This window comes from Streptomyces echinatus, assembly GCF_014203595.1.
In the GTDB taxonomy this organism is placed as follows: domain Bacteria; phylum Actinomycetota; class Actinomycetes; order Streptomycetales; family Streptomycetaceae; genus Streptomyces; species Streptomyces echinatus.
The window spans coordinates 94,378-106,811 of sequence record NZ_JACHJK010000012.1 but is presented as its reverse complement, the minus strand read 5'-3'; the positions used below and the strand labels follow the sequence as shown (position 1 = coordinate 106,811).

At 73.1% G+C, this 12,434-nt stretch carries 14 protein-coding genes; 6 read left to right on the top strand and 8 right to left on the bottom strand.

Annotated elements, in window-relative coordinates; genetic code table 11:
• Nucleotides 1-195: 195 nt before the first annotated feature.
• Both FHS34_RS29350 and FHS34_RS29345 read left to right on the top strand, forming a co-directional pair.
• A complete protein-coding gene (locus FHS34_RS29350; RefSeq protein ID WP_184970898.1) occupies nucleotides 196-798 on the top strand; it encodes a hypothetical protein in 603 nt (200 codons plus the stop codon).
• Between the two features lie 301 nt (nucleotides 799-1,099).
• Nucleotides 1,100-2,167 carry an RNA ligase (ATP) gene (locus FHS34_RS29345; protein ID WP_184970897.1) on the top strand — a complete coding sequence of 356 codons (1,068 nt, stop codon included), beginning with the start codon at nucleotides 1,100-1,102 and terminating at the stop codon, nucleotides 2,165-2,167.
• A gap of 162 nt (nucleotides 2,168-2,329) precedes the next feature.
• On the opposite strand, the gene soxR is transcribed toward FHS34_RS29345, so the two are convergent.
• Nucleotides 2,330-2,788, bottom strand: coding sequence for a redox-sensitive transcriptional activator SoxR (soxR, locus tag FHS34_RS29340; protein WP_184970894.1), 459 nt, complete (start codon nucleotides 2,786-2,788; stop codon nucleotides 2,330-2,332).
• 114 nt (nucleotides 2,789-2,902) lie between these two features.
• Between soxR and FHS34_RS29335 the strand changes: the two genes are divergently transcribed.
• Nucleotides 2,903-3,364, top strand: a complete 462-nt coding sequence (locus FHS34_RS29335; protein WP_184970892.1) for a MaoC family dehydratase — start codon at nucleotides 2,903-2,905, stop codon at nucleotides 3,362-3,364.
• A 102-nt stretch (nucleotides 3,365-3,466) separates the two neighbouring features.
• On the opposite strand, the gene FHS34_RS29330 is transcribed toward FHS34_RS29335, so the two are convergent.
• From FHS34_RS29330 to FHS34_RS29320, 3 genes are all read right to left on the bottom strand, one after another.
• Nucleotides 3,467-4,108, bottom strand: coding sequence for a TetR/AcrR family transcriptional regulator (locus FHS34_RS29330; RefSeq protein ID WP_184971278.1), 642 nt, complete (start codon nucleotides 4,106-4,108; stop codon nucleotides 3,467-3,469).
• A gap of 71 nt (nucleotides 4,109-4,179) precedes the next feature.
• Complete coding sequence (locus tag FHS34_RS29325) at nucleotides 4,180-4,467, bottom strand: YiaA/YiaB family inner membrane protein (RefSeq protein WP_184970890.1); 288 nt, start codon at nucleotides 4,465-4,467, stop codon at nucleotides 4,180-4,182.
• Nucleotides 4,468-4,527: 60 nt separating this feature from the next.
• A complete protein-coding gene (locus FHS34_RS29320) occupies nucleotides 4,528-5,679 on the bottom strand; it encodes an acyl-CoA dehydrogenase family protein (protein ID WP_184971276.1) in 1,152 nt (383 codons plus the stop codon).
• A gap of 102 nt (nucleotides 5,680-5,781) precedes the next feature.
• Between FHS34_RS29320 and FHS34_RS29315 the strand changes: the two genes are divergently transcribed.
• The 3 genes from FHS34_RS29315 to FHS34_RS29305 all read left to right on the top strand — a co-directional run bounded on the left by FHS34_RS29315 (nucleotide 5,782) and on the right by FHS34_RS29305 (nucleotide 8,394).
• Nucleotides 5,782-6,417, top strand: coding sequence for a TetR/AcrR family transcriptional regulator (locus FHS34_RS29315; RefSeq protein ID WP_184970888.1), 636 nt, complete (start codon nucleotides 5,782-5,784; stop codon nucleotides 6,415-6,417).
• A 46-nt stretch (nucleotides 6,418-6,463) separates the two neighbouring features.
• Nucleotides 6,464-7,177, top strand: coding sequence for an ArsR/SmtB family transcription factor (locus tag FHS34_RS29310; protein WP_184970885.1), 714 nt, complete (start codon nucleotides 6,464-6,466; stop codon nucleotides 7,175-7,177).
• Between the two features lie 281 nt (nucleotides 7,178-7,458).
• Nucleotides 7,459-8,394, top strand: coding sequence for a DMT family transporter (locus FHS34_RS29305; RefSeq protein ID WP_184971274.1), 936 nt, complete (start codon nucleotides 7,459-7,461; stop codon nucleotides 8,392-8,394).
• Nucleotides 8,395-8,397: 3 nt separating this feature from the next.
• Here FHS34_RS29305 and FHS34_RS29300 read toward each other — a convergent pair whose 3' ends face one another.
• The 4 genes from FHS34_RS29300 to FHS34_RS29285 form a co-directional block, all read right to left on the bottom strand.
• Entirely contained in the window at nucleotides 8,398-9,480 is a 1,083-nt protein-coding gene (locus FHS34_RS29300; protein ID WP_184970883.1) for a zinc-binding dehydrogenase, read from the bottom strand.
• 15 nt (nucleotides 9,481-9,495) lie between these two features.
• Nucleotides 9,496-10,884 (bottom strand): aldehyde dehydrogenase family protein, encoded by a 1,389-nt coding sequence (locus FHS34_RS29295; protein ID WP_184970881.1) that lies wholly within the window; start codon nucleotides 10,882-10,884, stop codon nucleotides 9,496-9,498.
• Between the two features lie 156 nt (nucleotides 10,885-11,040).
• Nucleotides 11,041-11,736, bottom strand: a complete 696-nt coding sequence (locus FHS34_RS29290; protein WP_184970879.1) for a class F sortase — start codon at nucleotides 11,734-11,736, stop codon at nucleotides 11,041-11,043.
• Nucleotides 11,723-12,427, bottom strand: a complete 705-nt coding sequence (locus tag FHS34_RS29285) for a hypothetical protein (RefSeq protein ID WP_184970877.1) — start codon at nucleotides 12,425-12,427, stop codon at nucleotides 11,723-11,725. The genes FHS34_RS29290 and FHS34_RS29285 overlap by 14 nt, the downstream gene beginning before the upstream one ends.
• Nucleotides 12,428-12,434 lie beyond the last annotated feature (7 nt).

Below are 12,434 nucleotides of genomic sequence, written 5' to 3'. Positions count from 1 at the left end.
CGACTGGGGTTGCCGAACGTTACCGCCGGTATCCCCCGGTTTAAAGATGAACATGCGTCACTTTCTGGAGTCCGCAAGGAGAACCGGAGAAGAGATGGAGCCGAATCGCCTGTCGATACGTCTATTCGGCGACGTCCTTGCGACGACGCCGAAGTGACCGAAGTACAGGTGCAGGTGTGACGGAGGTGCAGGGCGATGGCAGGTTTCCGGAGTCTGGCGAGACAGGTACGCGACCCGGGCTGTGACCTGGCGCTACGGCGGTACTCGCTGCGCAAGTGCCTGGAGAAGTTCGCCCCTTACGGGCATCGGGCGACCTGGGACCATCTGTGCTCCCGGGCGGGTTTCGGCCCCGAGGACCGCTCCCCCGATCCGGCGCGGCTCGTGGCCGCGCTGGAGGAACTGGAGGAGGCGCGTGACGTCTGGCTCGCCTACGAGACCGACTTCACGGAGCGGCGGAGGAAGGAGAAGCACGACGGGCTGCGCCGGCCCGGCAGCGTGGACGACTGGCACCGGCTGACCTGGGGCGGGTTCGGGGTCGCCTGGTGCGACGACCCCGGGGTCCACCCGGAGGAACCGCTCGCTGAGGTGCTGCGCCGGCTGATCGCCGCGCTGGAGCGGGAGCCGGGTTCGTCGTGCCCCGTCTGCGACGGGGAGCGGCTGGTCTGGAAGTACGGTCTGGACCACGAGCCGTCGGCCGGCCCGGTGTGCGCGGACTGCGGAATCCTGGTGCCGCGCCCCGTCCTCAGCCCGCGTGCGCTGCAGTTCGCCCGGCGGGAACGTCTGTTGATGTCGGCCTGAGCGGCCGGGGTGTCACCGGGTACGGCCCGAGCGGCGGGCCGGCACCGGTGCGGGGTGCGCAGGGGATGCCGCACCCCTTCCGCGGAGAGCCCCGAGGGCGTTGCCGGGCGGTGCCGACGTCCGCCGGGACGGCGGCAAGCGCCTTGGGGGGCACGGAGGTTCGGTCCCGTCATGGCTTCGCGCGCGGCGTCTTCGCCGGCCGAAGATCGCGACCGTAGCAGACCCGAAACCGGTCGCTCCACCCCTTTGCCGTCCGGACAGTGGGAGGCGATGAAACCGAGCCGATGAACGGGGAACTCTCGTGTCCACGCTGCGTGTCACCGCCGAAGTGCTGACCGTCCACGAGCATCCGAACGCCGACGCGCTGGAGCTGGCCCAGGTGGGCCTGTACCGGGCCGTCGTCGCCAAGGGCGCGTACCGCACCGGCGAGGCGGCCGTCTACATCCCCGAGCAGGCCGTCCTCCCGGCCGGGCTGATCGAGGAGCTGGGGCTGACCGGGCGGCTGGCGGGCGGCGAGGCCAACCGGGTCAAGGCGGTGCGGCTGCGCGGCGAGCTGTCACAGGGCATCGTGTGCCGGCCGGGGGCGCTCGCGGACGTCGACCTGGCGCGGGCGGCGGCCGAGGGGGCCGACTTCGCGGAGCGGCTGGGCATCACCAAGTGGGTGCCGCCGATCCCGCCCACCATGAACGGTGAGGTCGAGTCCGCGCCCGAGCTGCTCCCCTGGGTCGACATCGAGAACATCCAGCGCTACCCGGACGTCTTCACCCCGGGCGAGCCGGTCGTCCTGACGGAGAAGCTGCACGGTTCGGCGTGCCTGCTGACGTATGTCGCCGAGGAGGGGCGGGTGTACGTCTCCTCCAAGGGTTTCGGCGCCAAGTCCCTGGCGCTGAAGGAGGACCCGCGGAACCTGTACTGGCGGGCGGTGCGCGGGCACGGGGTCGCCGAGGCGGCGGCGCGGCTGTGCGAACGGCTGGGAGCCACGCGGGTCGGCGTCTTCGGGGAGGTGTACGGCGCGGGGGTGCAGGACCTGACGTACGGTGCCGACGGGCGGCGGGAGACGCTGGGGTACGCGGCGTTCGACGTCTCGGCGGAGGTGGACGGGCCCGTGCGGTGGCTGGACCCGGCCGAGGCGCTGGAGGGTGAGCTGCCGTTGGTGCCGCGGCTGTACCGCGGTCCGTACGACATCGAGCGGGTGCTGGAGTTCGCGAGCGGGCGGGAGACCGTGTCGGGGCGGGCGCTGCATCTGCGGGAGGGCGTGGTCGTACGGCCCGCGGTGGAGCGGTACAGCGCGGTGACGGGGGGCCGGGCCATCGCCAAGGCCGTCAGCCCGGCGTACCTGACGCGCAAGGGCGGCACGGAGTTCGAGTAGCCGCCCCCGAAGGGGCGCGCGGAACCGCACGACCGGAGGCGGAGTAGCCGCCCCCGAGGGGGCGCGGGGAACTGCGCGACCGGCCACGACGGCGCCGCACCCGGCCGACGGCAGGCCCCTCCGCCGCGGCCGACGCGCCCCGCGGGCCCGGCGCCGTCGGACTCAGCGCCGCTCCGCCAGCAGTCGCGACCCCGTCAGCCGCTCGCCGAACACGTCGTCCGGGTTGGACAGCACGCACGTCTCCAGCGAGAGACACCCGCACCCGATGCAGTCGGTGAGATGGTCGCGCAGCCGGTTCAGCTGGCGGATCCGCTCCTCCAGTTCCGAGCGCCACTTCTCCGACAGCCGCGCCCAGTCCTCCTTGGTCGGTGTCCGCTCCTCGGGCAGTTCGGCCAGGGCGTCCCGGATCGTGGCCAGCGGGATCCCGACCCTCTGGGCCGCGCGGACGAAGGCGACCCGGCGCAGGGTGTCACGGCTGTACCGCCGCTGGTTGCCGGAGGTCCGCCGGCTGGAGATCAGCCCTTTGGCCTCGTAGAAATGCAGGGCGGACACCGCGGCTCCGCTGCGCGCGGCCAGCTGGCCGACGGTCAGCTCGTGGATCTTCTCGGGAATCTTGGGCACTCCTCAGAGATTACAGAGACCGCCCGTCCCACCCGGCCCGTCATCCGTTGACATCGGCCTCCCCCGGCACCATGCTAAGCAGTTGCTTAGAGACGCGAGCGAGAGGCCGGGAACATGGCAGAACCGAGGATCTTCACCTCCCCCGACGAGCTGAGGGCGGCCGTGGGCGAGCAGCTGGGGTACACCGACTGGCTGGAGGTCGACCAGAAGCGGATCGATCTGTTCGCCGAGGCGACCGGGGACCACCAGTGGATCCACGTGGACCCGGAGAAGGCCGCCACCGGACCGTTCAAGACCACGATCGCCCACGGCTACCTCACCCTGTCGCTGCTGCCGCTCTTCGGGCCGCAGCTGATGCGGGTCGAGGGCGTGACGATGGGCGTCAACTACGGGACGAACAAGGTCCGTTTCCCCGCCCCCGTACCCGTCGGCTCCCGGCTGCGCGCCACCGCGCGGATCACCGGCGTCGAGGACGTCACCGGCGGTGTGCAGGTGGCGGTCGCGTTCACCGTGGAGCGCGAGGGCGGCGACAAGCCGGTGTGCGTCGCGGAGTCGGTGTCCCGGTACTACCTGTAGCGCCGGCGCCCCGGCACCACAGGTGAGCAGGCGCCGCTAGGCCCTGTCGTCAAACTCCCGTCGTCCGCCCGGAGGGCGGGGGCAGGCGGGAGTTGACAGGGCCTAGGAGCCGTGGGAGGCCTGTCCGGCCCCGACCATGCGCAGCACGAGGTCGGCGTAGAGCGCGCCGACCTCCTCGGGGGTGCGCGGGCCGTTCACGGTGAACCAGCGGGCCACGTCGATGCACAGCGACAGCACGGCGAGCGTGGTGCCGTGCACGTCCGGAACGTCGAACTCGCCCGAGGCCACGCCGTCCTCGATGATCCCGCGCACCTCCGCGTCCACCTGGCGGCGCAGCGCGACGATCTCCGCGCGGGCCTCGGGCCCGAGGGCGTCCAGCTCGTACTGCACGACCCGCGCGGTGGTGCGCCGGCCGGCGTGCCAGCGGACGAAGGAGCCGACCGCGTCGGCCAGCCGCTCCGCGGCGCTGCCCTCGCGGCGGGCCGCGGTGCGCAGGATGTCGAGGGCCTTGTCGTGGCCGATCCTGCTGATCCGGTGGAGCAGCTCTTCCTTGGTCTTGTAGTGGATGTAGAGCGCGGCCGGGCTCATGCCGGCGCGGCCGGCGATGTCGCGGGTCGTCGTCGCGTGGTAGCCACGCTCGGCGAAGGCCTCCACGGCGGCGACCAGCAGTCGCCGCGCCGCGTCAGGGGTGACCTCTTCCCACGGCTCCACTTCGCCGCCGGTCGTCTCCTCCGCCGTACTCATCGCTCGTCTGCCCCTCTCGGTCTGGAGCACCACCATACCGCCGACGGTGAGCGAGCGCTTAGCGCTGCCTTTCAGACCTTCTCGAAGGGGTCGTGTTCGGCGAGCAGCTTCTCCAGGCGGGCCTGGTCGACGCGGCTGACGATCTGCCCGGCCTCCTGCCGGTCCCGGATCACCTTGGCGAGGGTGAAGGCGGAGGTGACGAGGTAGAGGACGGCGATCGCCAGGAAGCCGCGGACCCAGGCGTTCGCGTCCAGCCGGAAGATGCCGATGGCGGTGGCCGCCATGGCGACCGCGAAGGAGGCCACGGCCTGGCCGTAGAAGGCGGCCGTGCTCTGCTGTTTGACCGGTGTGTCACTCATGGCCCACAGCATCGTCCGACGCGGCCCGCACCACATCCGCCGGGATACTCAGGAACGTACTCAGAAGGCTGAAACGCCGGTCAGGGAACGGCCGATGAGCAGCTTCTGGATCTGGCTGGTGCCCTCGTAGAGGGTCATCACGCGGGCGTCGCGCAGGAGTTTGCCGGCCGGGTACTCGTCGATGTAGCCGTAGCCGCCGAAGACCTGCAGGGCGTTGTTCGCGGCGCGGACCGCGGCCTCGGAGGCGAACAGCTTGGCCTTGGAGGACTCGACGGCGAACGGCTCGCCGCGGTCGATCAGGTCGGCGACCCGCCAGGTCAGCAGCCGGGCCGCGTCGACGTCCACGGCGATGTCGCTGATCAGTTCCTGTACCAGCTGGTGGCGGGCGATGGGCCCGCCGAACTGCTCGCGCTCTCCGGCGTACCGGACGGCCGCGTCCAGCGCGGCCTGGGCTATCCCGACACAGCCGGCGGCCACCGACATCCGCCCCTTGGCCAGCGCGGACATGGCGACGGAGAAGCCCCTGCCCTCCTCGCCGAGCATCGCCGAGGCGGGTACGCGCACGTCCTGGAGGACGAGTTCGGCGGTGGCCTGGCCGCGGAGGCCGAGCTTGCCGTGGACGGTACGGCGGGTCAGCCCGGGCGCGTCCGTGGGGACCAGGAAGGCGGACACGCCCTTATGGCCGGGGGCGTCGGTGGAGCGGGCGAAGAGCAGGACGACGTCCGCCCAGGTTCCGTTCGTGATGAACATCTTGGTGCCGTTGACGACGTAGTCGTCGCCGTCGCGCACGGCCCGGGTGGTGAGGCTGCCCGCGTCGGAGCCGGTGCCGGGCTCGGTGAGCCCGAAGCAGCCGACGAGCTCGCCGGCGGTGAGCCCCGGCAGCCAGCGCCGCTTCTGCTCCTCGCTCCCCCACGCGGCGATCGTCTTGGCGACGAGCCCGAGGGAGACGGAGACGATCCCGCGCACCGAGGAGTCCCCGCGCCCCAGCTCCTCGGTGACCAGGCAGTAGGCGAGGTGGTCGCCGCCGGAGCCGCCGTACTCCTCGTCGACGGTCAGCCCGAGGAAGCCGACCTCGCCGAGCTTCTTCACGATGCCCCGGTCGACCTCCTCGGCCCGGTCCCAGGCGACCACGTGCGGGGCGATCTCACGCTCCACGAAGTCCCGGGCGAGCTGCCGTACGGCCGTCTGCTCCTCGCTGAGCCCCAGGTTCACCACGAGATCACCCCACACCACACGAATCCGTCGATGGATCTTGAAAGCCGAACATTTAAATTAGCACTGCTAGTTTCCGACCGCAGCCCTACTATGTGCGCCATGGCCCGACCGCGCAAGCCCCTTCTCAGCACCGACCGGATCGTCGAGACGGCCCGGGACCTCGTGGACCGGGAGGGCCTCGCGGCCGTCTCCACGCGCCGGCTCGCCGCCGAGCTGGGCGTGAGCGGACCCTCGCTCTACAACCACTTCCGCACCAAGGACGAGATCCTGGAGGCCGTCGCCGACTCGGTCAGCGGGCTGGTGGACCTGTCGATGTTCGAGGACGGCCGGGACTGGCGGACCGCGCTGCACGACTGGGCCGTCTCCTACCGGGCCGCCCTGCGCGAGCACCCGAACATCGTCCCGGTCCTCGCCCGGGGCCCCGGCCGCCGCCCGGCTGCGCTGCGCCTGGCCGACGCGGTCTACGGCGCGATGGTCGCGGCCGGCTGGCCGCCCGCGCAGGCCACCTCCATCGGCGCGCTGATGCGGTACTTCATCATGGGCTCGGCGCTCGGTTCGTTCGCCGGCGGCTTCGTGGACGACGCCAGCGCCTACGATCCCGCCGACTATCCCCACCTCGGCCAGGCCCATCTGCTCGCCGAGCAGCAGGAGAAGATCGACGAGCGGGCCTTCGAGGCGGGGCTCAGCGCGCTGCTGGACGGGCTGGCGCAGCAGTACGAGCAGGCACGGGCGTGAGGACGTTTCGGCCGGCGCCGAAGTGTCGGTGTTCCATGCTGGACCCATGAGCATCCAGGACCCCCAGGCCGCGGGGCTTGCCGCGCTGGCCGGGCTGATCGCCGACCGGACCCGGGCCGCGTGCCTGCTGGTGCTGCTGGACGGGCGGGCGTGGACGGCCGGTGAGCTGGCCCGGCACGCCGGTGTCGCCGCGTCCACGCTGAGCGAGCACCTGGGCAAGCTGGTGGCCGGCGGCCTGCTCGCCGAGGAACGGCAGGGGCGGCACCGGTATGTCCGGCTGGCCGACGCGCGGGTGGCACAGCTGGTCGAGGACCTCGCCGCGCAGGTGCCGTCGGCGGCGGTGCGGCGGGCTCCGCGCAGCCTGCGGGAGTCGAGTGCCGGGGCCGCCATGGCCCGGGGCCGCACCTGTTATGACCATCTCGCCGGGCGGCTGGGCATCGCGGTCACGGACGCGCTGACCCTCCGGGGGCTGCTGCGGCAGGACACGGGGTTCGCGCTCACCGACGCGGGGGTGGAGTGGTTCGGTACGGCGGGCATCGCGCTGGACCTGTCGAGCCGGCGTCCGCTGGCGCGGGCGTGCCTCGACTGGACCGAGCGGCGGCCCCATCTCGCGGGGGTGGCGGGGGCGGCACTGTGCCGGCACGCGCTGGGGGCGGGGTGGTGCGTGCGGGTGGGGAGCGGCCGGGCGGTCAAGGTGACGGCGGACGGTGAGCGGATGCTGTCCGACCTGCTCGGCGTCTCCGGGGCCGACCTACGCTGACGGGGGCCGCCGGGGGGTGCGGCGGTTGGGTGCCGGGTGCGGCTGCGTCGGCCGGTCGGCCACCGGGGTGGGTTTTGCGGTGGGGTGCCGGGTGCGGCTGCGTGAGGGCTGGTCGCGCAGTTCCCCGCGCCCCTTCGGGGCGCTTCGCCTGCCCGGCATCAGTCCGCGCCTCGTCAAAGACGCTTCCGCGCCCGCACCGGAGCGTGCGGGCGTGGGGCCGGGTGCTCCGTCCGTTATCCGCCAGCGCTTGGAAGTCGTCCGTACCTAGCCTCGGGAGCATGATGAGCACCGTCAGGAACCGTTCCCACATACTCGGCACCGGCGCCGCCGCCGTCTCCGTGCTGCTGTGGGCCTCCGCCTTCGTGTCGATCCGGAGTGCGGGGAGCGCGTACTCCCCCGGCGCGCTGGCCCTCGGCCGGCTCGCGGCGGGTGCCCTCGCCCTCGGGGTCATCTGGGCCGTGCGCCGGGAGGGACTGCCGCCGAGAGCCGCCTGGCGCGGGATCCTGCTGTCCGGCGTGCTGTGGTTCGGTCTCTACATGGTCGCCCTGAACTGGGGCGAGCAGCGGGTGGACGCAGGCACGGCGGCGCTGGTCGTGAACGTCGGCCCGCTGCTGATCGCCCTGCTGGGAGCCCGCTTGCTCGGTGATCCGATGCCGCCCAGGCTGCTGGCCGGGATGGCGGTGTCGTTCGCGGGCGCGGTGACCGTGGGACTGTCGATGTCGGGCGGCGGCGGGTCCTCCGTGCTCGGCGTGCTGCTGTGCCTGCTCGCGGCCGTCACGTACGCCTTCGGGGTGGTCGCGCAGAAGCCCGCCCTGGGCCGGGCGACCCCGTTGCAGGTGACGACGTTCGGCTGTCTGACCGGCGCCTTGGCCTGTCTGCCGTTCGCCGGACAGCTGGTGCACGACGCCGCCCGCGCACCCGCGTCGGCCACCCTGAACATGGTCTACCTGGGTATCTTTCCGACCGCGCTGGCCTTCACCACCTGGGCCTACGCGCTCGCCCGCACCACCGCCAGCCGGATGGGCGCGACGACGTACGCCGTGCCCGCTCTGGTGGTGCTGATGTCGTGGGCCGCGCTCGGCGAGGTGCCGGGGGTGCTCACGCTGGCGGGCGGCGTGCTGTGCCTCGCGGGTGTGGCGGTGTCGCGGTCCCGGGCGCGCGACGCCCGGGTGGCCCGGGCCGCGGCCGCGGAGCCGCGGCCCGAGAAGGTGCCGTGAGCGTCAGAAGACCACCAGCGCGCGGCCGCCCTTGCCCGCGAGCATGTTCTCGAAGGCGGCCGGGATGCCCTCCAGGCCGATCCGTTCCGTGACCAGCGCGGACAGGTCCAGTCGTCCCTCGTGTACGTGCGCGGCGAGAACCGGCAGGTCGCGGGCCGGATCGCTGTTGCCGTAGACGCAGCCGGACAGGGTGCGTCCCCAGTGGAAGATCTCCAGGGCGTTGAAGGTGACCTGCTGGTCCTTGCCGCCGATGCCGACGACGGTGGTCCGGCCGCCCCGGCGGGTGGACTCCCAGGCCGCGCGGATGGACACCGCGCGGCCCACGCACTCCACGGAGACGTCGACGCCCTGCCTGCCGGTGAGGGCGCGGATCTCCCGGGCGGTGTGGTCGGACGCCAGGACGTAGTCGGTGGCGCCGGCCGCGCGGGCCAGTTCCTCCTTGCCGGGCGAGACGTCGACCGCGATGATCCGGGCGGCCCCCGCGATACGGGCCGCCTGCAGCGTGGCCAGGCCGACTCCGCCGACGCCGAACACGGCGACCGTCTCGCCGGGCCGGACCTGCGCCGAGTGGTGGACCGCGCCGTAGCCGGTGAGCACCGCGCAGCCCAGCAGGGCGGCGTCCACCAGCGGCACCCCCTCGGGCAGCGGCAGCACGCAGGACGCGGAGACCACCGTCTCCTCGGCGAACGCGGCGACGTTCAGGCCGGGATGCAGGTCGGTGCCGTCGGCGGCGCGGGCGTACACGTCGGCGGCGCCGTTCATCGCGTTGGCGCACAGCCAGACCTCGCCGAGGGTGCAGGCGTGGCAGCTGCCGCAGGACGGCGCCCAGTTGAGGACGACGGGGGCGCCGGGTGAGACGTGGGTGACGCCCTCGCCGACGGCGACGACCGTGCCGGCGCCCTCGTGGCCGAGGACGGCCGGGACCGGCACCCGCATGGTGCCGTCGGTCAGGGACAGGTCGGAGTGGCAGACGCCGGCGGCGGCGAGGCGGACCCGGACCTGTCCGGGGGCGGGGTCGGGCAGCTCTATCCCGGTGATCTCCAGCGGGGCGCCGATGGCGGGCAGGACGGCGGCTCGTACGGCCATGGGTCTCGGGCTTCCTTAGAACTGGAGGGACTTGGTCTGGAGGTACTCGGCGAGTCCGTGGGTGCCGAGTTCGCGGCCGACGCCGGACTGCTTGTAGCCGCCGAAGGGCGCGAGGGGGTTGAACCGGCCGCCGTTGATGTCGACCTGGCCGGTGTCCATGCGGCGGGCGAAGGCCACCGCCTCGGCCTCGTCGGCGGCCCAGACGGCGCCCGCGAGACCGTACACCGTGCCGTTGGCGATGCGCAGGGCGTCGTCCTCGTCGTCGTACCGCAGGATCGACAGCACCGGCCCGAAGATCTCCTCCTGGGCGATGGTCATCTCCGGGGTGACGTCGGCGAAGACGGTCGGGCTGACGTAGTAGCCCTGTTCGCGCGGGGATTCGGGGCCGCCGGCGACCAGCCTGGCGCCCTCGGCGACGCCCTTCTCGATGTACCCGCGCACCCGCTCCCGCTGCCGGGCGCTGACCAGCGGGCCGATGCGGTCGCCGTACTTGGCGGCGGCGGCCCGGGCCAGCTCGACGGCCTCGTCGTACCGGTCGCGGTGGACCAGCATGCGGGTCCAGGCGCTGCACGTCTGGCCGGAGTTGGACATCACGTTGGCGACGCCGACGGCCACGGCCTTGGCCAGGTCGGCGCTCGGCAGGATGACGTTGGCGGACTTGCCGCCGAGTTCCAGGGCGACCCGCTTCACGGCCGCGCCGGCCAGCGAGCCGATCTGCCGGCCGACCGCCGTGGAACCGGTGAAGGAGACCAGGTCCACGCCCGGGTGCTCGGCGAGGGCCTGGCCGGCGACCGGACCGAGGCCGGTGACCAGGTTGAACACGCCCGCGGGTACGTCCGCCTCGTGCACCGCCTCGGCGAACAGCTGGGCGGTGAGCGGGGTGTCCTCGGCGGGCTTGAGGACGACCGTGCAGCCGGCGGCGAGGGCTGGGGCGACCTTGGCGACGATCTGGTGGAGGGGGTAGTTCCAGGGGGTGATGGCGCCGACCACACCGATCGGCTCGTGCAGCACGGTGGAGTTGCCGACCTTCTCCTCGAAGGGGTGGGCCGCGGCCAGCTCGGCGTAGGAGCCTGCGACCGCGATCGGCACGCCCGCGTGCACGGCCTCGGAGAACTGCGGGGGTGAGCCCAGCTCGGCGGTGACCGTCCCGGCGATCTCGTCCTTGCGGGCCACGAGGGCGTCCCGGAGGGCGGCGAGGCGGGCGGCGCGCTCGGCGGGGGGCGTGGCGGCCCAGGCGGGCAGGGCGGCGCGGGCGGCCCGTACGGCGGTGTCGACGTCCAGCGCCCCGCCCGCCGGGACCCGGCCGATGACCTGCTCGTCGGCGGGGTTGACGACCTCGATCACATCCCTGCTCCCGGCGGGGCGCCAGGCGCCGTCGATGTACAGGCCGTCGTGTGCCTTCATGCTGTGTCCTCCCGGCGGGTCCGCGTCGTCCGGCACACAAACTAGCGGTGATAGTTTTGCTGCGCCAGACATTCCCGGGCCACGGACGTACCGGGTCATCATTCCGAATGGACCGGCCGGTGCGGGCACGGAGTTCGCACCGGCCGGTCCACCGGGTCATTTCGTGGCGGTCAGATGGGCGAAGACCACCACATTGCTGGTGTAACCGGTCCGCCGGCTGAACAGGCCACCGCAGGTGATGACCCTCAGCTCCGGGCGCCCGGTCGAGCCGTACACCTCCTCGTCGGGGAAGCCGACCTTGTCGTACACCTTCACGCGGTCCACGGAGTAGACGGCGGTGCGCCCGTCCACGCGGCGGACCTCGACGGTCCTGCCGGGCTTGGCCTGGGCGAGCCCGGCGAACACGGCGGGTCCGCTCCTGGTGTCGCGGTGGCCGACGGCGATCGCGGTGCCGGACTCGCCCGGGGTGGGGCCGCCCTCGTACCAGCCGACCAGCTTGGGCCGGTCGACGGGCGGGGTCTCCAGCTGCCGGTCGCGGTCGAGGCGGAGCGGGGTGACCGGGGCGTCGATCCCCAGGGAGGGTACGCGGAAGGACGTCGGCCGGGACCGGGACAGCGGGCGGGGCGGCGGCGCCGGAGGGGCGGAGGTCGCGGGGCCGGCCGCGCCGGGCTCCTCCCGGGCGGAGTCCGCGCCCTTGGCCGCCACGGTGTCCCGGCCGCCCGCCCGGCCGGGCCCGGCCGGTCCGCACCGGGACCACATGGTCGTCAGGACGACGACCAGCACGGCCGTCCTGAGGAGGCGGTAGGCGCGGGTCCGGTGCCAGGGCCTGCGTCGGCGCCTACGCTGCACCATGGGGCCGCCGGCGGATCAGCCGGAAGTACACGGCACCGCAGACGGCGACCAGGCCCACGGCCGCCGCGGCGGCCACCGGCGAGTACGCGGCCGCGGTGTCGACGAGACCGCCGCCGCCCGCGTGCACGCCGCCCTTCGGCGGCTGCTGGTCGTTCTGGCCCCAGCTTCCGTTGTCCTGCTGGTGGTCCTGCTGGTGGTCCTGCTGGTGGTCCTCGATCTGGCCTCCCGGGCCCTGGGCGCCGTCGTGCTGGCTCTCGTGGCAGTTGACGCGGAAGACCTTCTCCTTCACGGCGGCCGGCGTCCCCACGGTCCAGCTGATCTTGTACTGGCCGTCCGCCAGTCCCAGCGGATCGGTGTGCCCCGCACCGCCGGCGAGCTGGATGATGCCCGTCACGGTGGCCTGGGTGGGCAGCGGGGGCTGGGGCGTGATGGTGTAGGCGACGGTGACCAGATCGTCGAAGTTGACGGCCTCCAGGAAGAACTTGCAGACCACCGGGTCGTCCTTCGCCGAGCCGGTGAGGGACGGCGGGTTGGTCGTACGCGAGTTGTGGATCCTGATGTCGCCGTTCTCCCCCTGGGCCACCGCGCTCGGCGCCGCCACCCAGGACGCGCCCGCCGCGGCGAGGGCGGTGAGGACGACGGTGGCGCCCGCGCGGGAGCCGGCTGCACGTGGGGGTGTCAGGGTAGGCATGCGCAAT